Raw genomic sequence first — 21,017 nt, 5'->3', positions numbered from 1 at the left:
CTTGTGTTTGGTGTATCTCCAATGCGTGCCAGTGAAGTTGGGCATTGGTGGGTTGAAAGTGGTAGTACATTAATCGATATAACCGCTGATCAATTTAACCTGATTTCTGATAATGCGCTAAGTAACAAAATAAAGAAGAAAAGACAGTATTTATCGGTATATTGCTGTCCGATTGAGCAAGCTCCACACCTAAAAGTGTTCAATACAGTTTCAAAGGAACGTAGGGCTTGGAATGCTGACGAAATCAGTGAAGATTATCTTGAGAATTTAGAAATATTGTACGGTCGTTTGTCTGGATAGAAATTCACATAACAAACGCCTAAAACAACGCGTCCTGCTGCCGCTGGACTCGCAACAAGTTGCTCGCCGTTTAGGCGTGCGTTATGCTCCTAGGAGACAATTGATTTGACTTGGATTGAAGTGATCGATTCAGCTGTGAAGATAGGTCTTGGCGCATTAATAGGGGCGGTCGCGAGTTATTTTACCCTGAAGAAAACACAGAGCTTTGAGGTTGACAGTCGTAAAGAATCATTTTTTTATAAAACACAAGAAGAACGCAAGAAAGCTTATATTGATTTCTCGACCCAGTCACATGCGCTTATTCAAGAATATAGATATTCTTCATGCGATGCAGATAAAATTGATTATAAAGACTACTTAGCTATATTCAGTAGTTTACAAATTTTATGTGAAGACTCTGTTAGAACAGCAGTGTCTGAAGCATTTAATGCCGTGACTGTTTTCATCACATTCAGCAAAAAGAATTCTAGCTCAGATGATGAAAACTATTTCAAGCTCTACGATGATCTATTGAATAGTGCAAAGTTGAAGCTTGCCGTGTTTCAAAAAGTTGCGCAAATTGATGCTACAAGACTTTTCGATGCAAGCGGAACATAACAAGCCATCAAAAACGCGCCCATTGGGCGCTCGACTCGCAACACGTTGCTCGAGTTTGTGGCGGGCGTTATGTTGAATAGCAAATGGATGTTTCTGTGTTAAACGATGATTTCTATGAAGGCCGGCGTAGTGAGTCCCTTCCATTTGTTTTAAATGATGAAGTGAAAATTCGCGCCGGTTTACACTCAGGGAAATTAGCAGTTGTAATAGCAATTCGATCGTCAGCTACTGAATTAACTTATTTGGTTGAACACGGCGACGGTTCAGGTGATTCTGTAGTTAAAGCTACAGAATTGGTGCAACTTACGTGATTGTTTGTAATAGTAAAAATCAACATAACAAGGCGCATCACTCGCGGCCAGCGGCCGCTGGGACGTCAAACGCTAACGCGTTTTTCCGCCCGTGTGCTTCGCGTTATGTGCTTGAGTAAATCTGGAAGATTATGAGCAATAGTTTGTATGAGCAGTTGATAGCCTTAGAAGATGAATATGTTGCCTTGTCATTGACCTATGAAAAAAGCTGCTCATTCGAAATGGCGTTTATTTCCCGAGTTACCCATGATCAGTAGACACCTTCTATAGTTAGGTATCGTACCTGACACTGAGGTGCAAGATAGCCAGACATAAAACCCAGGCGTACTCAGAAGAGTTCCGTAGAGAAGCAGTAAGACTGTCTGATTTACCCGATAAAACAGCCACGTCTGTTGCTCAGGAACTAGGCATACACCCCAATCAGATTTACAACTGGCGGGCGCAGTTTAACCGCTTGTCAGATAAGCAGTTTAACAGTCTGAATGGGGTGGATTATTCAAAAGATGAAAGCGAAAAAATCCGGCAGTTGAAGCGCGAGCTGGACACGCTGAAAAAGGAAAATGAATTCCTAAAGAAGGCAGCTGCGTACTTTGCCAAGCTGCAGGAGTAAAGTACGCCCTGATAAGTGAATACGTGGGGCAGTATACGGTCAGGTTGATGTGCCGGGTGCTGGAGGTATCCGCTTCCGGCTTTTACCGCTGGCGGGGCCGTAAACCGAGCCAGAGCAGCGTAAAGCACGAGCAGTTAGAGCAACAGGTAGTGAGCTACGCCCGTTACAAAGCGCGCTACGGCGCGCCCAGGCTGGTAAAAGAGCTGAATGCGCTGGGGATAAGCTGTTGCCTGAACACCGTCGCCAGCATCCTCAAAGCCAGAGGAATACGGGCACGTAACGGCAAGGCGTTTCGCTACAGCCCACGCACCGAAGCAATGACGAATGTGGCAGATAACCTGTTGAAAAGACGGTTTGACGCAGAAAAAACCAACGAGTGCTGGACCACAGATATCACCTATATCTGGCTGAAAGATAAATGCTTATACCTGGCGACGGTGATGGACTTATACTCCAGAGCGATAGTGGGTTGGTCACTGGACCCCAGCATGACTGAGCGCCTGATTACGCAGGCACTGAGAATAGCACTGGCGCGAAGACAACCATAGCCATGGTCAGCCGCACACAGACCTGCCTTATCGGCGCTGCCGAGATGGCGGAGGCTGACATACTCATTCGGCTTAACGTCGAAATTACTGATATAAAAAGTGTTGTGCAGCGGCAAGAGGCGATCCTTGATGGATACCTTGCGGCAAAGGCAGCAATTCCGGCCTTGCTTGGCCTTATCAACCGCGCCAGTAACTAAACCAATAGTCATAGGGTTGTATAAATTCAACGGATGGGAAGCCGGGTAAAGTCAATAGTAACCGCAAGCGTTATTCTTGCTCCGATTCAACGAAAATGATCCTAATCGTTATGGGCATTAGGTGGCGACAAAAAGTCTCTATACTGACATTTAGTGGTAAGAGGCAACAATGGCTATGGATTTTAGCGGTCATAGTTTTGATGACATTGCGTCGATACATTTCAGTTTTACCTTATTAAAAAGGAGCAGAAAATGCGTACTTACGCTGACAAAACTCAAGAAAATAAGGCCCAATCTGCTACAAATGCAGTTTTTCAAAAATTAAGCAGTGGTAAAGCTACTTTTCAGTTGGATGATAACCGGCCTGAAAATATTGCACAGAGAAAATTGCAACAGATAGCAAACAATAGTCTGAAGGTTAAACAATGGAAAGCTTTTCAGGGCGTTGACGGTAGTGTGGCTCAATTGGTAAACATCCGGGTTGGTTTCGACTGTACTCCAACTCAGAGCATGTTTGCTGGCCCGGCTGATACTCTTACCACAACTGGATTAGGAAATTGTATTGCCATTGTAGCCTATCACGCTGGAGTGCCTTCACTGGGAGCTGTCATGAGGCACTACGATACCGTTAACGCTTGTATTGGCAGTGCACCTGATGCACGAAGTGGTGAACATGCGTTTACGTTTGATGCAGCCAGAATCGGTGCCGTAGCTGCTAACACTGCTGCACAGCTAGTGGCTCAAGTTCCTGCCGCCGCGGGAAACATTCGGTTTGCAGTTGCTTTAGGCATCGTATGGAGCAATGTAGATCCTAAGACGGCAAAATGGCAGTCTCGCTTAAACTTGTATAATGCTATTGTTGCGGGGGTAGGGGCCAATCCCAGCATTGCGGGCAGCACTGCAAACTTTGATGTGGCGACCGGTGTATTGTCAACCTGAATTACTAGGCACATCTATAAAGAGGAGCGAAATAACAGATGATACTTCACCAAAGCATTGATCAGCAGTAACTGACGTCAGGCAACCAGGCCATAAATCGCTACCGCAATGGCAATAACAGAAACAATGCTACTGCCCAACACTAAAGCTTTATAGGTCGCAACCTGCCGCTGAGCTTCTACCGATGCCTCTTCGGCAGAGGTGATAACCTTTTGTAATTGCTCGGCAATAATATGCAGTGACTGGGCATTCTTCGTAACCGCATCCTGCAACTCTTTAATTTGCTGTGCAATCACCGGGTCTGACTTGGCAGCTTCTGATTTTGACGTAAAAGCCGGAATAGCGGTGGTGGCTATTGTTGTTAGATAGGGAGCAAGCGCTTTGATAAGTGGAATAAATTGTATTGCCATAAATTACCCTGATAAGTTGCCACGCCAAGAGCGTTTTAGTCAAAATAGCCGTTAACGCCTTTTTCAGCAATCGTTTAGCTGTCATCACTAAGGTTGGCTGTAGCACAATGCTGACAATCACGTCTTTATATTTAGCCATCTAAACGTATAGAAGTTGACTTTAAGGCCGCTTTTGCGCAAAGTAGCGCTTATGTCAGTTAACCGGATATGGCTATGCCTATTAAAGTGATCGATCAGTTGCCGGCGGTAGAAGCGCTGTCGGCCGAAAATGTGTTTGTAATGACCGAAAGCCGGGCGCAGTCGCAGGATATCCGGCCGCTGAAAATCGCTATCTTAAACCTGATGCCGAATAAAATTGCTACCGAAATTCAGCTATTGCGTTTGCTGGCCAACAGTCCGTTGCAGGTGGATGTTGATTTGCTGCGCATTGACGATCATGTCAGCAAAAACACGCCGCCGAGCCATTTAAACTGCTTTTATCGTTATTTTTCTGAAGTACAGCAGCAAAAATATGATGGCTTAATTATTACCGGCGCGCCGCTGGGGCTGGTTGATTATGAAGATGTGACTTACTGGGCGCAGTTTGGCGATATTCTGCGCTGGGCCGATAACAATGTTACCTCCACCTTATTTTTATGCTGGGCGGCACATGCCGCCTTGTACCAGTACTATGGTTTGCAGCGCGAAATCCGCGGCGAAAAATTATCCGGCGTGTACTGGCAACAGGTGACGCAGCCGCTATGCCCACTGGTGCGCGGGTTTGATGACGAATTTTTGGTGCCGCACTCACGCTATGCTCAGGTGCCGAAGCAAAAGTATCAGCAGCATGATGACTTGCATATACTGGCCGAAGCCGATGTTACCGGCGCTTATTTATTGCAAAACAGCAGTGGCAGCCGGGTGTTTGTTACCGGCCACCCGGAGTATGATTTAACCACGCTGGACGAAGAGTATCAGCGCGACTTAGCCGCTGGTGTGTCAGCCAAACTGCCGGAAAATTATTACCGCCAGAATGACCCCTTGCAGGGCCCGCAAAAGCTGTGGCAAAGTCATGCCTTTTTACTGTTCAGCAACTGGCTGAACTATTATGTTTATCAGGCTACGCCGTTTGAGCTCAGCCAAATTGGCCGCAGCGCTTAAGCTACTTTCGGTTTAAGCTTTTGGGGCTCAAGCTACTTAGAATTACAACGAGCATTATATGACTGCAAGACTGACGCCTGACCACTTTCGTAAGCTGTTATCTGAGCGCATTTTTATTCTCGATGGCGCTATGGGCACCATGATCCAGCAGCACCATCTGGAAGAAGCCGAGTATCGCGGTAGTGAATTTGCTAACTGGCCTTGTGATGTAAAAGGCAATAACGATTTACTGGTGTTAACCCAGCCGGATCTCATTGCCGATATCCATCGCCAATATTTGCTGGCCGGCGCCGATATCGTTGAAACCAACAGCTTTAATGCCACCCGCATTGCGATGGCTGATTATCAGATGGAAGCCTTGTCGGCACGGATTAACCGTGAGTCTGCTGCCCTGGCGCGTAAAGTCTGCGATGAAATCACTGCACTTCAGCCAGACAAGCCACGTTTTGTTGCCGGTGTGTTAGGGCCAACTAACCGCACAGCGTCGATATCGCCGGATGTAAATGACCCGGGCTTTCGCAACGTTAGCTTTGATGAGTTAGTGGATGCCTATACCGAGTCGACCCACGCCTTAATTGAAGGTGGCGCCGATATTATTATGCTGGAAACTATCTTCGATACGTTAAATGCCAAGGCAGCAGCTTTTGCTGTGTTAAAAGTGTTTGATGAAGTCGGCTTTAAACTGCCGGTAATGATCTCCGGCACTATTACTGATGCGTCCGGCCGAACCTTGTCCGGCCAGACTACCGAAGCCTTTTACCATAGCCTGGCCCATATTGAGCCGGTGTGTTTTGGCCTTAACTGCGCCCTGGGCCCGGATTTACTGCGGCCTTATGTCGAAACGCTGTCTGGTGTATCTGAGGCCTATGTGTCGGTGCACCCTAATGCCGGCCTGCCAAATGAATTCGGCGAATATGACCTGGGCGCCACCGAGATGGCCGCTGAAATTAGCGATTGGGCCAAACAGGGCTTTTTAAATATTGTCGGCGGTTGCTGTGGTACTACACCGGAGCATATTAAAGCCATAGCTGAGGCGGTAAAAGATGCACCGGCCCGCCAGCCGAAAGCGCCTGAGCACAGTTTTCATTTAGCCGGCCTTGAAGCCTTTTCTCTGGAGTGGTAATGCGACAACAGGCCCGATTTATCAACGTTGGCGAGCGGACTAACGTAACCGGCTCGGCGAAGTTTAAAAAGCTGATTTTAAACGGCGACTATGAGGCGGCGCTTGATGTGGCACGCCAGCAGGTAGAGAGCGGCGCGCAAATTATCGATATCAATATGGATGAGGCCATGCTCGACAGTAAGGCAGCCATGGTGCGTTACCTGCAGCTGTTAGCGTCAGAGCCGGATATTTCGCGGGTGCCGATTATGGTTGACTCGTCGAAATGGGAGGTTATCGAAGCGGCACTAAAGTGCATTCAGGGCAAGGCTGTTGTTAACTCTATTTCGCTAAAAGAGGGCGAAGCGCCGTTTTTACACCAGGCACGGTTACTGCGCCGCTATGGTGCGGCGGTGGTGGTAATGGCGTTTGATGAACAAGGCCAGGCCGATACTAAAGCGCGTAAAGTCGAAATTTGCCAGCGTGCTTATAAAATACTCACTGAGCAAATCGGCTTTCCGCCACAGGATATTATTTTTGACCCGAATATCTTTGCTGTGGCCACCGGCATTGAAGAGCATAACAACTACGCGGTAGATTTTATTGAAGCCACCCGCGAGATCAAGCGCTTGTGCCCGTATGCGAAAATCTCCGGTGGTGTATCCAATGTGTCATTCTCATTTCGCGGCAATGATGCGGTGCGTGAAGCTATCCACTCGGTATTTTTATATCACGCTATTGGCGCCGGTATGGATATGGGCATTGTTAACGCCGGCCAGCTTACCGTGTATGACGATATTCCTGAACTTTTGAAGGAGCGGGTAGAGGACGTTATTCTTAACCGTCGCGATGATGCCACCGAGCGTTTGCTGGAGATAGCGGCGCAGTTTAAAGGCGATGGCAGCGTAGCCGAAAAAATCGATGATGCCTGGCGCAGCCTGCCGGTAAACAAACGGCTGGAGCATGCGCTGGTTAAAGGCATTACCGACTTTATTGATATCGACACCGAAGAAGCGCGCCAACAAGCGGAAAAACCGCTGCATGTGATTGAAGGGCCGTTGATGGACGGCATGAACGTGGTGGGCGATTTATTCGGTGAAGGCAAAATGTTTTTGCCGCAGGTGGTGAAATCGGCCAGGGTAATGAAAAAAGCCGTGGCCTATTTGCAGCCCTTTATCGAGCTGGAAAAAGAAGGCGGCCGTGCCCAGGGCAAGGTGCTGCTGGCCACGGTAAAAGGCGATGTGCATGATATCGGCAAAAATATTGTTGGTGTGGTGCTGCAATGTAATAACTTTGAAGTAATTGACCTTGGCGTAATGGTGCCGTGCGCTGAGCTTTTGCGGGTAGCCAAAGAGCGTGATGTTGATGTGATTGGCTTATCCGGCCTGATTACGCCTTCCTTAGATGAAATGGTGCATGTAGCCAAAGAGATGACGCGCCTGGGCTTTACCCAGCCACTGTTAATTGGCGGTGCCACCACCTCTAAAGCCCATACCGCGGTAAAAATAGAGCCGAATTACGCCAATGGCGTAGTGTATGTGCCCAATGCGTCGCGCAGTGTGTCGGTGGTGCAATCTCTTATTACGCCCGATAGCAAAGATGATTATTTAGCGCGGATTAAACAGGAATATGTGGTGGCGCGTGAGCAACATGCCCGTAGCCGGCCCGGTGAAAAGCTGCTCAGTTTAGCGGAAGCCAAAGCGAATAAATTTCAGCTTGATTTAAGCAAAGTAGTAGTGGCACCTAAGCAGCCTGGCGTGCACTTATGGCCGGATGTTGATCTTAATATTTTGCGCGACTATATCGACTGGACACCGTTCTTTTTAACCTGGCAGTTATCCGGCAAATACCCGGCGATACTAAACCATGCCGAAGTCGGCATAGAAGCGCGTAAGCTGTTTAAAGACGCCAATGCCATGCTGGACTCCATGATTAACGGCGGCCATGTTAAGGGGAAGGCGGTGTTTGGCTTGTTCCCGGCCAATAGTGATGGTGAAGATATAGTGGTGTACACCGACGAGACACGCAGTGTAGAAAAGGCACGTTTATATAATCTGCGCCAGCAGTTACAGCTGCGCAACAACGCGGCTAATTGCAGCCTGGCTGATTTTATCGCGCCGGTTGATAGCGGTGTTAAAGATTATATCGGTGGTTTTGCCGTTAGCACCGGCTTTGGCGCTGATGAGTTTGCCGCTAAGTTTGCCGCTGAACATGATGATTACAACAGTATTATGGTAAAAGCACTGGCTGATCGTTTAGCTGAAGCCTTAGCCGAATACCTGCACTTAAAAGTGCGGCGTGAGTATTGGGGCTATGCCGCAGATGAACAGCTTGATAACGAGCAGCTTATTCGCGAGCTGTATCAGGGTATCCGCCCGGCACCGGGTTACCCGGCCTGCCCGGAGCACACCGAAAAAGGCACCTTGTGGCAGCTGCTGGATGTAGAAGCGCAAACTGGCATCGTATTAACCGAAAGCTACGCCATGTGGCCGGGCGCAGCGGTAAGCGGCTGGTACTTTGGCCACCCCGACAGCAAATATTTTGCCGTCAGTAAAATTGACGTTGATCAGCTTAACGAATACGCGGCGAAAAAAGGCTGGAGCCCTGAGCAGGCGCAAAGCTGGTTAGCACCTAACCTGCGTTAGCCACCATACAACAATAACGCTGCTAAGTGATTGTTATAAAATAAAACATTGTTGTTCCTGCTATAGCAAATAGCTTGCATTTTCTCCGCGCTGTCGGGTAAAACTGTCTAAGCTTAATAAAAAGTATGGCGGAGTAAGTATGGCCGGAAAAGGATGGATAGTAGCTTGCCTGCTGGTATGTCAGTCTGTGTGGGCAGCACCGCTTACCGTGTTGGTGGGGCAACATAAACCGCCATATATTAAGCTGGACACTGTCAGCGGTTACGAAATTGAGCTGCTGCGTGAAGTCGTCAGACGCATGGGCTATGAAGCTGAGTTCACTTTTTTACCCAACTCCCGCATTCGCAGCCAGCTGGAAAGTGGCTTTGGTGATATTGCCAGCTTACAACCTAATGAGCCGGATGAACCCGGATTGTTTTTTTCCCAGCCTTATATTCGCTATCAGAACGTGGTGGTGGCGCGGCAAAGCGATGAATTAACCCTGCAACATCCTGCTGATCTGGCGATGCTGACAACCGTTGCGTTTCAGGGAGCTACGGTGGTGCTCGGAGCTGATTACCGCGATGCAATGGCGTTACAGCCGGGCTATCTGGAAACGGTGGATCAGCAGGCTCAGGTTGAAATGTTATTTAGCGGCCGCGTTAAAGCAATAGTACTGGACCGGAACATCTTTACCTACCATCAGCAACAATCAAAACGTGCACTGCCGGCAGTTATTCACGAACTGTTTGGCTCAACCTTATACCGGGCGGCTTTTCGTGATCCGGTATTGCAGCGTCGTTTTGATCAGGCCTTACTCAGCGTACTGCTGGATAACTGGTACGAGCAACTGCAGTTAAAATACCTGCTGCAGCTTAACCAGGAACTGCCAAACCGGTTTTATTGCAACGACTCACCAGCCGTCAGCACAGTGCAGCCGGCTGGCTAACGCCATTGGTCCAGCAGTTTAGCCAGCATAGTAGCGTCTATCGGTTTAGTTAGCATGTCATTCATGCCAGCTTGCAGGCATTGCTGGCGTACATGCTCTGAGTGATGCGCTGTCATGGCGATAATCGGGGTGTGCGCAAAGTTGCTGTATTGGCGTAACTGGCGTGCCGTGTCGTAGCCGTTAAGCCCCGGCATTTCTATATCCATTAACACTAAGCTGATGGGGTGTTGCGTTGCACTCTGTAGCGCCTGCTCGCCATTATTGGCGCTGATTACTTTATGCCCGAGTTTTTGCAGAATAATTTGCGCCAGCGCCTGGTTAAAGTAATTGTCCTCAACCAGCAGTACTGTGTGCTGAAATGTCTTCTCGGTTGCCAATTGTAGCGGCGACGGGGCCGCAGTTTCCAGGCTGTCGGCACTGGCTGCTTTAAACTGCACCACAAAGTTAAAGCTGCTGCCCTGGCCTTCGCTGCTTTGAACATTAAGTTTACTGCCCATCAATGCCAGTAGCCGCTGACAAATCGTCAGGCCCAGGCCGGTACCTCCGTATTTACGGCTGATAGAGCTATCGGCCTGGCTAAATGCAGTAAATAAGCGGGCTTGCTGTACTTCGCTGATGCCAATACCGGTGTCGGTAACAGTAAATTGCAACAGACAGTTATCGGCACTGCCTATCGGGCTTACTGTCAGGCTGACACTGCCACGCTCGGTAAATTTAATGGCGTTACTAAGTAAGTTAATTAACACCTGGCTTAGCCGCAGCGCATCGCCGTTCAGTACCGGCGGAATGGTGTTGTCCAGTTCCAGCGAGAAACTCAGCCACTTTTGCTGTAACTGGGCGCTGAACATATCGGTAACCTGCAAAATGGTTTGTTGCAGATGAAACGGCGCTTGCTCCAGCTCCAGTTTACCGGCTTCTATTTTGGAGAAATCCAAAATGTCATTGATAATACTTAATAAAATTTTTCCGGAAGCACGTATTTTAGCCAGATAGCTCTGCTGTGTTTTAGCATCATGGCTGTGCTGTGCCAGTTCAGCAAAGCCGAGCACAGCATTTAGTGGTGTACGCAGTTCATGGCTCATATTGGCGAGAAATTCGCTTTTGGCTGCAGTAGCCGACTCTGCCGTATGTTTGGCTTGCTGTAGTTGCTGCATGGTGTGTTGCAGGTGCAGCGTACGTTGCTCTATTAAGGTAGTAAGTTGTTGTTTTTCTGCCGTGAGTTGGTGGGTTCGCCATTTCAGCAGCAGGTACACCAAAGCCGCAGCCAGCAGCGTGTACAGCAACCAGGCCAGCGGGCTGGCGTACCAGGGGTGGGCAATATTAATGTTCAGCGGTGCCGACAGCTGCAAATTACCCTGATAATCCAGGCTGCGCACCATAAACTGGTAATCACCGGCAGGCAGGTTGGTGTAATCACGGTACAGCTCATTACTCCAACCCGACCAGTTTTTATCGTGGCCTTGCAATTTCACCTGAAACTGCGGCAAAAATAAGTGGCTAAAGTTGGGGCTGGCGTATTCAAAACGCAGCCCGGTGCTGGCAGCATCCAGTTTTAGCCGCGCAGGCAAGGTGCCACCACTGTAGAAAATATTGCCGTCTAGTGTTCTCAGTTGCCGTACTAACGGCAGCCGCGGCGGCAGGTTACGGTGTTCGGTGATAGCAAAACGGAAGATACCCTCAGCACCACCAAACCACACCACATTTTGTTGATCGATCAGCAGCGTATCAAGCGGAATATCCTGCAATGGCAGCAGTGAGGAGGCCTGCCAGCGATATAAGCCATTATCGTCGGCAAACAATACCCCGGCCTGGCGGCTACCGGTAATGTTGTCCCATGTCAGCAGCCAGAGGTTGTTGTGTTGGTCAATTTGTGGATAACGTACCCAGGGTTGAGTATCCACAAAAGCGGCGCCCAGCACCTTGTCGGCAATAAATTGCTCGCTTTGGCTGTCAAAACGGTAGAAACCACTGACAGTGGCAAACAGCAATTGTTGCTGGTACCAATGTACTGAGTTGCGGTTTTCGCTGGGCAGGCCAGCCGTTTTATTAAAGCGTTTGACTACCAGCGGCACCGAACTGCCGCCCTGCCAGTTTTGCGGCAGGTTAAGGCGATAAATACCATGTGCCAGTGTACCCAGCCATAAATTGCCATCGGCAGTTTCATATATGCTGTTCAGATTGCCGCTAACACCGGGCACGCGACCCTCGTCATGCCACTTACCCTGCTCGTAGCGCATACTGGCCAGGCCATCCTGTAAACCTACAAAAACCCGCTGTGGGTTTTGCACCGACTGATAAAGCACTTTGCTGGCCAGCACTGACGGGCGTACCAGCGTGATGTCCTGCTGGCGCAATGCATAAACGCCGTTACTGTTGGCAATAAGTAACTGCTGCTCAAAAGTGATAAAATCCCAGGTTTGCTTTTGTACTTCGCTGACGGCTTCAAACTGATTCTGGCCGTTACGGCGGTATAAACCCAGGCTGGTACCGGCATACAGCACCTCGTTGTGCTGATATAGCGACAACACATTACCGTACAAGCCACTGGCGTTGTTGTAGTACGACAGGGCAGAGGACAAATCAATTCTGCTCAGGCCGTGGTCCAACGCCAGCCACAAGCCCTGCTGATGGTCCTGATACAGTGCCCTGATATTTTGATCGACCAGGCCAAACTGTTTGGTAATGTGGCTTTTTAACCGGCCATCGGCGCTAAGAATATACAAACCATTCTGGGTTGTCCCCAGCGCAAAGTCGCCATTGGTTAATTTAATGCCGCTGTATAACAGGGCTTGTGGTAATACACTGTCTATTTCAGTTTGCCAGCGCCTGGCACCGGAGTTATCCAGCAAAAACAGGCCATCTTCGCGGCTACCGGCCAGCAGAGTGCTGTCGTCATAGCTTTCCAGCATAAACACGCTGGTAGTGGCAAAGTGTTCAGAGCCGGGCAGCAGGGTAAAGTCGCCTTGTTTCAGCTCCAGCAGGCCGGTGCCTTCTTCACGCACGATCAGACGGTTATTCAGCCAGAATGCTTTGAGAAAGGCGCTGTTGCTGCTCCACACCCTGACGTGTTGCGGTGTTAGCAAAAATATATAATTACGGCTGATAAAGTACACGCCATCGTCTGTGGCGAAGGTTTGCCGCACATCCTGAAAATTGCGCTGTTCCGGCGCAATGCGATCAAGCAACGAAACATAACGGCTGCCAGAGGCATGGCTGGTATCGAGATACCCCAGTTCACCTTTCGAGCCAACATAAATACGGCCATCTTTGGCCAGCGCCAACGAGCGCACTACTGCTTTATTGCGGGTGGGGATCATACGCCAGTGGGCACCGTCGTATTCCAGTACGCCTACGTTGTTACCCACATAAATAAGACCACGCTGATCCTGCACCAGTGCCCAGTTTTGCGTGCCGCCATTGTAATCTTTGGGTTTAAAGTTACTTAGCAGCGGGGTGCCGGACTGGCCCGATGCCAGCATAGGGTAGCTGCATAACAGCAGCACTGTATACAGCAGCATCCGGCAGCGGCTAAATTGGTTCTTCACTATGCTCACCCTCCTGTTCGCACAGCTGAATACGCTTGGCAAAAGTCAGCAGGCTGTGTATCAGACAGGCTGAATGCGTATTGGTTTATTTGCGCAGTACTTTGTCCAGATATCCCATGGCAAAAGCGGATAACACAAAGGTGATATGTATCAGCAAGTACCACTGAATTTTATCGTTAGCGATGGTTTCGGTATTCATAAATACCTTTAACAGATGAATAGAGGAAATCGCAACGATAGAGGCCGCCACTTTGTTTTTCAGCGAGCCGGAATCCAGCTTACCCAGCCAGCTGAGTTTGTCATCGTTGCCTTCCAAATCCAGCCGTGAGACAAAGTTTTCATAACCGGAAAACATCACCATAACGATCAGGCCACCAACCAGGGCTATATCAATTAATGACAGTACCACCAGAATCAGTTCTACTTCTTTCATACTGAAAATGATCGGCAGTATATGAAACACTTCCTGAAAAAATTTAATGCCAAGAGCTAGCAACGCCAGGCTTAAACCCAGATAAATAGGTGCCATAATCCAGCGCGATGCATACATCAGTCTTTCAATAAAATTTTCCATAATTTTTCCTGTCAATTTAGCAGCGTGTATTATGCGGCCATCGGGCTATAGGTCAAGTACGCTGGCAGTGAATTTCAGCGCTTTATCACTTGTCGGTTACCGCATATTTGTGCACTTTACCGCAAGCTTGGCTTAGTACCGGGCGGAATATGATAGCGTTGCGCCGTTGAAGCTTACAGATGTTCCTATATGAGAAAACTTTATCGCTATATCGCTGTGTTGCTAACACTGTGTTGTAGCGCTGCTGCAGCTGACGAAGGCTTGTGGCAACCACAGCAGCTACCTGAGTTAAAACAGCGGCTGGTCGCTCAAGGCCTGCTGACAGCGCAGCAGCAGGCTGACGCTTTCAATGCCTTGCCGTTAAATGCCGTGGTACGGTTAAATAACTGCAGCGCTGCCTTTGTGTCGGCGTCGGGCTTACTACTGACCAATTACGCCTGTGTGGCCAATAGCCTGCAGCAAGTTGGCTTTAGCACACCACAGCAGGAGTTTTCTGCTGCCAACACAGCAGACGAAATACCGTTGCCGGGTGTCAGGGCTTTGCTGATCCAGCAAGTACAAAACGTAACCGTACAGCTAAACCGTCAGCTTGATGCCAGTGCCAGTGCCAGTGAGCGGGCCATAGCACTACAGCGTCTGAGCCAGAAAATGGTCGATGAGTGCCAGCAGCGCAGCAATTACCTGTGTGAAGTGACCAGCCAGCATGATGGCCTGGAATATTATCTGGTTAAATCTGAGCCGGTTGCTGAGCTGCGCCTGGTACATTTACCGTTATCAGCAGTATCAGCTGAGCAGGCGCCAAACTGGGGCTGGCCACGTTATCAGGCCGATTACGTTTTTTTACGCGCTTATACCGCAGACAAGACCGCCTTTAAACCTGCAGCACATTTAACCTTGTCGGCAACAGGCATTACCGAGGGCGACACGGTAATGGCGGCAGCCTTTCCACAGCAAAGCTCGCGCTATGCCAGCGCCGATGAAGTACGCTTTTTATTTGAGCAATATTACCCGCAGTCGGTGCAGTATCGTCAGCAGGCATTAGCTCTTATTACGCAACTGGCGCCGCCAGGCTCGGCCCGCGCCAGACAATACCAGGATTTAGTCCGCTCTTTGCAGCAAAGCCTGCTTGAAGAGCAAAACATGATTGCGCGTTACCAGCAAAGTAGTTTGCAGCAAAAAAAAGACACGGCAACCCAACAGCTGAAAGCCTGGATTGCCGGTAGCCCGGTGCGCCAGCAGCTTTATCAGCCGAGGCTTGCACGCCTGCAGCAACTTAGCGCACAGCAGCAAATTATGGCGCAGCGTGATCTGGTACTAACCTATCTTAGCCGCGCCCAGTTACCTACTCTGGCCAGGCGTTTGTACAAAGTGGCATTGGCAAGAGAGCAGGCGCAAGACAGCACTGCGCAGCAACAGGTCGCCGCCGAAATGGCGCAGTTGCAGCAATTGATCAGCGAAATGCCGGAGCAGTTTGATGTGCGTGTAGATTTGGAGCTGGCGTTACATTTTCTGCGTCAGTATGCCAGTTTACCCCCGGCTGCCCGGATTGGTGCTTTAGATCATTATTTTGCGCTGGGTGATGGCTTTAACCAGGAGATTGTGCGGCACAAACTTGAAACTATGTATCGCGGCACCAGCCTGCGCGACGCTGAACAACGCAGTTTATGGCTGGAGCGCAGTGCAAAACAGTTTGAAAAAAGCCGCGATACCCTGCTCAGTTTTGCCGTTGCTATGCATAAAGTGGGCGAAGAGCTGGATCAGCAGCGGTTTGAGATGGCCAGCCACTTGGCACAAATACGGCCCTTGGTGATGGAAATACACATGGCCTATGCAGAAGCAAACGGCCAACTGGCCTATGCTGACGCCAACGGCACTTTGCGGCTAAGCTTTGGCAAGGTTAAAGGTTATCAGCCGGTTGATGCGGTATGGTATCAGCCGTTTAGCACAGTGCAGGGCATGGCTGTCCAGCCACACGCCAGTGCACTGGCTGACAGCGAAACGCCATTACCGGTTAACTTTCTCAGTACTATTGACACCTGTGGGCGTGGCAGCAGTGCGCCAACCTTTAATGCACGGGGCGAGCTGGTAGGCCTGATGTTTTCCGGTGTGGCAGAAAACCAGCTGGCAAACTGGCACTATGATGCTAAGCGCAGCCGGGCGGTTCATCTGGATATTCGTTATCTGCTGTGGCAACTGCGCCAGAGCAGCGCCAGCCGGCATTTGCTGGACGAAATGGCGGTTAGTTTCTGAATATAACCGCCTATCCGGGCGGTTATCCGTTATCCCCTCTTAATTTGCTGCATTTTGCAGTATCATAACCGCCAGTTTTATAGCAGCCGGGCTGCTATCTGTTTTGTGGAGTTATCGTGGATAAGCAGTTTAAGGTAAAACTTATTGTTCGCCGGGTTAATGCACTGGCTTGTTTGAGCTGGTTTAAACAAAGCTGGGCTATTTTTATGCAGGCGCCGCTGGTGTGGGTGTTGATGTTTATCACACTGGGGTTTATTGCTTTGCTTAGCCAGTTACACCCGCTAACCGCGATTGTCGGTATTTTACTTAACCCGTTTTTAACCGCCGGGGTATATAAGAGTGTGGTCGCTGTGCAACAAAAGCAGAGCATTCAGTTTGTTAACTTATTCCAGCCACTGCAGGAAACTGCCTGCCGGGCTGTGTTTATCCGCATTGCAGCCTTAAATATGCTGGCCTCAATTCCGCTTAGTGTATTAGCGGCTGAACTGTTGGTGCAGCATCAGCAGCAGGCAGTAAGTGGTGCCTTAGTGCTACTGTTTGTTGTAGGTTTTTTGCTTACCTGGATGGTATTCGCTTATGCTGTGGCCATTGCATACTTTTTGCAGGAACGCCGACTGCTGGCCATTATGCAGGCCAGCTTTATTGCCTGCTGGCGCAATATTACCGCGCTGGTGGTATTTGGCCTCTTGAGTATGGGGTTGATAATGCTTACCATGCCAACGCTGTTTATCGGTTTATTGCTGGTGATACCACTGCTGAATATCGCATTCTTTTTATCCTTTAATGAGTTCTTTGCACTGCAGGTTAAACCCACTGATGAAGCCGTGCTGGAAGTGTAACCTTGGCCGATATTGCTGATTTAAAACGCATGGCGCTGAATTGGCTGAGCAGGCGCGACTACAGCGAAGCGCAGCTAAGCCAGCGCTTAAGCCGCCAGGGCGGAGAGGCCGATGATATTGCAAAGGTGATTGCCTGGTGTAAAGCCGAAAACTACCTTGATCAGCAACGGTTTATCAGTATGTTAGTGCGTAGCCGGGTTAATAAAGGCTATGGTTTGGGTTATATAGTGCAGGAGTGCCGCCAGCAAAATATCAGCCGCGAACAGGTGTTACAGTGCGCCGCAGAGCTGGAAATAGATTGGTTTGCGCTGGCGCTGCAGCTTTATCAGAAAAAGTACGGCCAAAGTGCAGTAACCGAATATAAAGACAAATTTAAACGCATGGCGTATATGCAGCGCCGTGGCTTTAGTAACGAACAAATTCAATTTGCCATTAATCAAACAGAGTAAAACCCAAGCGGACAGGATTTTTCCATGACTATGACATCGGCCAGTATCAGGCGCGCCTTTTTAGATTATTTTGCCAGCAAACAGCACCAGGTGGTGGCCAGCAGCTCGCTGATCCCAGGCAACGATGCCACCTTACTGTTTACCAATGCCGGTATGGTGCAGTTTAAAGACGTATTTCTCGGCCAGGACCCGCGCAGTTATAACCGGGCGGTGTCTGCCCAGCGCTGTGTGCGCGCCGGTGGTAAACATAACGATCTGGAAAACGTGGGTTATACCGCCCGCCACCATACGTTTTTTGAAATGCTGGGTAACTTCAGCTTTGGCGATTACTTTAAACAGGAAGCCATTGGCTATGCCTGGGAGTTTTTAACCGAAGTGGTGAAGCTACCCAAAGAAAAACTCTGGGTTACCGTGTATGAAACCGACGATGAAGCCTACGATATCTGGTTAAAACAAGTGGGGGTGCCGGCTGAGCGGATTATCCGTATTGGTGATAATAAAGGTGCGCCTTATGCGTCAGATAACTTCTGGGCAATGGGTGATACCGGCCCTTGCGGCCCTTGTACCGAGATTTTTTATGATCACGGCGCCCATATCTGGGGTGGCCCACCTGGCTCGCCGGAAGAAGATGGCGACCGCTACATTGAGATCTGGAATATCGTGTTTATGCAGTTTAACCGCCACAGCGATGGCCGGATGGAAAAACTGCCCAAACCCAGTGTAGATACCGGCATGGGGCTGGAGCGTATTGCCGCCATTTTGCAGCATGTACACAGCAACTATGAAATTGACACCTTTGTTGCCCTGATCAAAGCGGCAGCTGATGCCACCGGCGCTACTGACTTAACCGATAAATCATTGCGCGTGGTTGCCGACCATATCCGCAGCTGTGCCTTTTTAATAGTTGACGGTGTGCAGCCTTCTAACGAAGGCCGTGGTTATGTGTTGCGCCGTATAGTGCGCCGTGCTGTGCGCCATGGTAATAAGCTGGGCGCTAAAGGCGCGTTTTTCTATCAGCTGGTGGCCGCTTTGGTTGCGCAAATGGGTGAGGCTTATCCTGAACTGGCAGCAAAACAAGCAGTAGTGGAAAAAGTACTGAAACTGGAAGAAGAACAGTTTGGTAAAACGCTGGAGCGTGGCTTGGTTATTCTGGAAGATGCCTTAGCTGGCTTAACCGGTAGCGAATTACCGGGCGAGCTGGTATTTAAGCTGTACGACACTTATGGTTTCCCGGTTGATTTAACCAACGATGTGGCACGTGAGCGTAACCTGACGATTGATCAGGCCGGTTTTGATGCTGCTATGGCGCAGCAGCGTAAACGTGCTCAGCAGGCGTCTAACTTTGGGGCAGATTACAACGCTACGCTAACCTCAAGCCAGCAAACGGCCTTTACCGGTTACGAGCAGGAATTTGGCAATGCGGTCGTAGTAGAAATACTGCGCGATGGCCAGGCTGTCAGTAGCCTCAGCGATGGTGATCAGGCGCTGGTTATTCTGGATAAAACGCCGTTTTATGCCGAATCCGGCGGCCAGATGGGCGATACCGGTAATTTAACACTGGCCAACGGCGCGGTGTTTACCGTACAGGACACCATTAAGCTGGCCAAAGCCTTCGCACATAAAGGTTATGTAAGCGGCGCTTTAACCGTGGGTGACAAAGTGGATGCGCAGATAGACAGTGCGCGCCGCGCCGCTATTAAGCAAAACCATTCTGCTACGCACTTATTACATGCAGCGCTGCGTAAAGTGCTGGGTGAGCATGTTACGCAAAAAGGCTCGCTGGTAGGTCCCGATCGGCTGCGCTTTGACTTTAGCCACTTTGAAGCGGTTAAAGCAGAAGAGCTGCGCACTATTGAGCAGCTGGTTAATGAACAAATTCAGCAAAATCATCCGTTACAAACCCGCTTAATGCCGATTGACCAGGCCAAAGCTGCCGGGGCTATGGCACTGTTCGGCGAAAAATATGATGATGAAGTGCGGGTGCTAAGCATGGGCGAATTTTCGATTGAGCTTTGCGGCGGTACTCATGTTAACCGTACCGGCGATATTGGCCTGTGTAAAATAGTGTCTGAAAGCGGTATAGCGTCAGGGGTGCGCCGGATTGAAGCCGTTAGCGGCGCAGGAGCTGTGGCTTTTGTACAGCAACTGGAACAGCAGGCACAAAGTGTGGCCAGCGCGCTTAAAGGCGATATATTCAGCATTAGCGAGCGGGTGCAGCAAACGCTGGAACGCAGCAAGGTTCTGGAAAAAGAAATCGAGCAGCTAAAAGCCAAACTGGCCAGCCATGCCGGTGCGTCGTTGCTTGATCAGGCACAGCAGATAGCTGGCGCTACGGTGCTGGTAGCACAACTACCGGCCACAGATCCCAAAGCACTGCGTACTATGCTCGATGAGCTGAAAAATAAACTCAGCTCAGGCGTGATATTACTGGCAACAGTAAATGATGACAAAATCAGTTTAATCGCCGGTGTTACTGCTGATTTAACCGCTAAAGTACATGCCGGCCAGTTGGTTGGCTGGGCTGCTGAGCAGTTAGGTGGCAAAGGTGGCGGCAGGCCTGATATGGCACAGGCCGGTGGTGCAGATGTTGCGGCGCTGCCAAAGATACTGAATGAGGCAAAAGCGAACATCACGGCAAAACTAAGCTAAACTGCTTGAATTAGTATAAAGAAGGGCGCTTGCGCCTTTCTTTGCTGATCTTGCCGCGGTGTGTTGCCGTAACAGGATAAAATGGTTATCTGCCGTGAATCGACTTCGGAATATCGAATATCTGCCGTAGCCGAACGGCAAATTGCTACAATACTGCTGTTTTGCAGCAAAATTGCTGATGGCATATATCATTAATTTAACCTGCTGCCTTTTAATCGGTCAGCCTGCTGAGTTATGATACTGCGCTTTAGCGTATACACCGGTGTGAGTCACGCTGGGTTAAAGGAACAAGGAGCAAACGAATGCTAATTCTTACGCGTCGTGTTGGTGAGACACTGATGATCGGTGATGAAGTAACAGTAACGGTGCTGGGTGTGAAAGGTAATCAGGTGCGTATTGGTGTTAATGCGCCAAAAGAAGTATCTGTGCACCGTGAAGAGATTTATATGCGTATACAGGCCGAGAAAGGTTCACCTGACGCAAATTATGGTGAAGACGACTAGCAACCCAGCTATACCCGTTGATTGCCGACGAATTCTGCCGATTTTGTACGTTTTATGACTCATTTCCGGTGAATTGCTTAAAAGGTCGGCAAACGCACTTTTCAGTTCTAAAAATTGTTTGACTTATTTTCCTGAGACATTAATATACACGCCGCAACACAGAGCGGAGAAATGGCCGAGTGGCTGAAGGCGCACCCCTGCTAAGGGTGTATAGGGGAAACTCTATCGAGGGTTCGAATCCCTCTTTCTCCGCCATTTTTGTCAGATGGACGCATAGCTCAGCTGGATAGAGTACTCGGCTACGAACCGAGCGGTCGGAGGTTCGAATCCTCCTGCGTCCACCATCTGATTTGGGAAGCATCATGCACTGTGCTTTAAAATAACTGTGCTGCAATAGTAACACCCCGGACGCATAGCTCAGCTGGATAGAGTACTCGGCTACGAACCGAGCGGTCGGAGGTTCGAATCCTCCTGCGTCCACCAT

The 21,017-nt window shown here is 49.5% G+C and carries 18 protein-coding genes, 3 tRNA genes and 1 pseudogene; 19 read left to right on the top strand and 3 right to left on the bottom strand.

Annotated elements, in window-relative coordinates:
* The 8 genes from BLW68_RS20335 to BLW68_RS20305 all read left to right on the top strand — a co-directional run.
* Nucleotides 1-300, top strand: a 300-nt coding sequence (locus BLW68_RS20335) for a hypothetical protein (RefSeq protein ID WP_218141418.1), incomplete at its 5' end; no start/stop codon positions are given.
* Nucleotides 301-405: 105 nt separating this feature from the next.
* A complete protein-coding gene (locus BLW68_RS20330) occupies nucleotides 406-897 on the top strand; it encodes a hypothetical protein (RefSeq protein ID WP_092797076.1) in 492 nt (163 codons plus the stop codon).
* A 95-nt stretch (nucleotides 898-992) separates the two neighbouring features.
* Nucleotides 993-1,208, top strand: a complete 216-nt coding sequence (locus BLW68_RS20325) for a hypothetical protein (protein ID WP_143040004.1) — start codon at nucleotides 993-995, stop codon at nucleotides 1,206-1,208.
* A 131-nt stretch (nucleotides 1,209-1,339) separates the two neighbouring features.
* A complete protein-coding gene (locus BLW68_RS21620; protein WP_281246205.1) occupies nucleotides 1,340-1,465 on the top strand; it encodes a hypothetical protein in 126 nt (41 codons plus the stop codon).
* 26 nt (nucleotides 1,466-1,491) lie between these two features.
* Complete coding sequence (locus BLW68_RS20320) at nucleotides 1,492-1,818, top strand: transposase (protein WP_218141419.1); 327 nt, start codon at nucleotides 1,492-1,494, stop codon at nucleotides 1,816-1,818.
* Nucleotides 1,773-2,366 (top strand): IS3 family transposase, encoded by a 594-nt coding sequence (locus BLW68_RS20315; protein WP_143040003.1) that lies wholly within the window; start codon nucleotides 1,773-1,775, stop codon nucleotides 2,364-2,366. The genes BLW68_RS20320 and BLW68_RS20315 overlap by 46 nt, the downstream gene beginning before the upstream one ends.
* Before the next feature lie 2 nt (nucleotides 2,367-2,368).
* Nucleotides 2,369-2,563 (top strand): hypothetical protein, encoded by a 195-nt coding sequence (locus BLW68_RS20310; RefSeq protein WP_092797070.1) that lies wholly within the window; start codon nucleotides 2,369-2,371, stop codon nucleotides 2,561-2,563.
* A gap of 252 nt (nucleotides 2,564-2,815) precedes the next feature.
* Nucleotides 2,816-3,502 carry a hypothetical protein gene (locus BLW68_RS20305; RefSeq protein WP_092797068.1) on the top strand — a complete coding sequence of 229 codons (687 nt, stop codon included), beginning with the start codon at nucleotides 2,816-2,818 and terminating at the stop codon, nucleotides 3,500-3,502.
* A gap of 77 nt (nucleotides 3,503-3,579) precedes the next feature.
* Here the strand turns inward: BLW68_RS20305 and BLW68_RS20300 are convergent, their stop codons facing one another.
* Nucleotides 3,580-3,912, bottom strand: coding sequence for a hypothetical protein (locus BLW68_RS20300; RefSeq protein ID WP_092797066.1), 333 nt, complete (start codon nucleotides 3,910-3,912; stop codon nucleotides 3,580-3,582).
* 213 nt (nucleotides 3,913-4,125) lie between these two features.
* Here BLW68_RS20300 and BLW68_RS20295 point away from each other — a divergent pair, with 213 nt between their 5' ends.
* The 3 genes and pseudogenes from BLW68_RS20295 (at nucleotide 4,126) to BLW68_RS20280 (ending at nucleotide 9,724) form a co-directional block, all read left to right on the top strand.
* Nucleotides 4,126-5,052: a homoserine O-succinyltransferase gene (locus BLW68_RS20295; RefSeq protein WP_092797064.1), complete on the top strand. Its 927-nt coding sequence runs from the start codon at nucleotides 4,126-4,128 to the stop codon at nucleotides 5,050-5,052.
* A 58-nt stretch (nucleotides 5,053-5,110) separates the two neighbouring features.
* A pseudogene (gene metH / locus BLW68_RS20285) lies at nucleotides 5,111-8,796 on the top strand (methionine synthase).
* 139 nt (nucleotides 8,797-8,935) lie between these two features.
* Nucleotides 8,936-9,724 carry a substrate-binding periplasmic protein gene (locus tag BLW68_RS20280; RefSeq protein ID WP_092797059.1) on the top strand — a complete coding sequence of 263 codons (789 nt, stop codon included), beginning with the start codon at nucleotides 8,936-8,938 and terminating at the stop codon, nucleotides 9,722-9,724.
* Here BLW68_RS20280 and BLW68_RS20275 read toward each other — a convergent pair.
* Nucleotides 9,721-13,269: a hybrid sensor histidine kinase/response regulator gene (locus tag BLW68_RS20275; protein WP_245728407.1), complete on the bottom strand. Its 3,549-nt coding sequence runs from the start codon at nucleotides 13,267-13,269 to the stop codon at nucleotides 9,721-9,723. The two genes, BLW68_RS20280 and BLW68_RS20275, sit on opposite strands and share 4 nt — an antisense overlap.
* 85 nt (nucleotides 13,270-13,354) lie before the next feature.
* On the bottom strand, nucleotides 13,355-13,843 hold the full coding sequence (locus BLW68_RS20270) for a TIGR00645 family protein (protein ID WP_068231178.1): 489 nt from the start codon (nucleotides 13,841-13,843) through the stop codon (nucleotides 13,355-13,357).
* A gap of 189 nt (nucleotides 13,844-14,032) precedes the next feature.
* On the opposite strand from BLW68_RS20270, the gene BLW68_RS20265 reads away from it, so the two are divergent.
* From BLW68_RS20265 to BLW68_RS20225, 8 genes are all read left to right on the top strand, one after another.
* Nucleotides 14,033-16,093 (top strand): S46 family peptidase, encoded by a 2,061-nt coding sequence (locus BLW68_RS20265; RefSeq protein ID WP_092797057.1) that lies wholly within the window; start codon nucleotides 14,033-14,035, stop codon nucleotides 16,091-16,093.
* 116 nt (nucleotides 16,094-16,209) lie between these two features.
* On the top strand, nucleotides 16,210-16,932 hold the full coding sequence (locus BLW68_RS20260; RefSeq protein ID WP_245728406.1) for a DUF2189 domain-containing protein: 723 nt from the start codon (nucleotides 16,210-16,212) through the stop codon (nucleotides 16,930-16,932).
* Between the two features lie 2 nt (nucleotides 16,933-16,934).
* Entirely contained in the window at nucleotides 16,935-17,381 is a 447-nt protein-coding gene (locus BLW68_RS20255) for a regulatory protein RecX (RefSeq protein WP_245728405.1), read from the top strand.
* 30 nt (nucleotides 17,382-17,411) lie between these two features.
* Nucleotides 17,412-20,030, top strand: coding sequence for an alanine--tRNA ligase (alaS, locus tag BLW68_RS20250; RefSeq protein ID WP_177172307.1), 2,619 nt, complete (start codon nucleotides 17,412-17,414; stop codon nucleotides 20,028-20,030).
* Between the two features lie 302 nt (nucleotides 20,031-20,332).
* The gene (csrA, locus tag BLW68_RS20240; RefSeq protein WP_092797049.1) at nucleotides 20,333-20,533 is read left to right on the top strand and encodes a carbon storage regulator CsrA; all 201 of its coding nucleotides are present in this window, start codon (nucleotides 20,333-20,335) and stop codon (nucleotides 20,531-20,533) included.
* Nucleotides 20,534-20,698: 165 nt separating this feature from the next.
* Nucleotides 20,699-20,788 (top strand) — tRNA-Ser (locus BLW68_RS20235).
* Between the two features lie 12 nt (nucleotides 20,789-20,800).
* Nucleotides 20,801-20,877, top strand: a tRNA-Arg gene (locus BLW68_RS20230).
* A gap of 62 nt (nucleotides 20,878-20,939) precedes the next feature.
* Nucleotides 20,940-21,016 (top strand) — tRNA-Arg (locus tag BLW68_RS20225).
* Nucleotide 21,017 lies beyond the last annotated feature (1 nt).

Source organism: Rheinheimera pacifica, assembly GCF_900108485.1.
Classification (GTDB): domain Bacteria; phylum Pseudomonadota; class Gammaproteobacteria; order Enterobacterales; family Alteromonadaceae; genus Alishewanella; species Alishewanella pacifica.
Note: the sequence above shows the minus strand (reverse complement) of the source record. Positions and strands in the feature narration are given on the sequence as shown.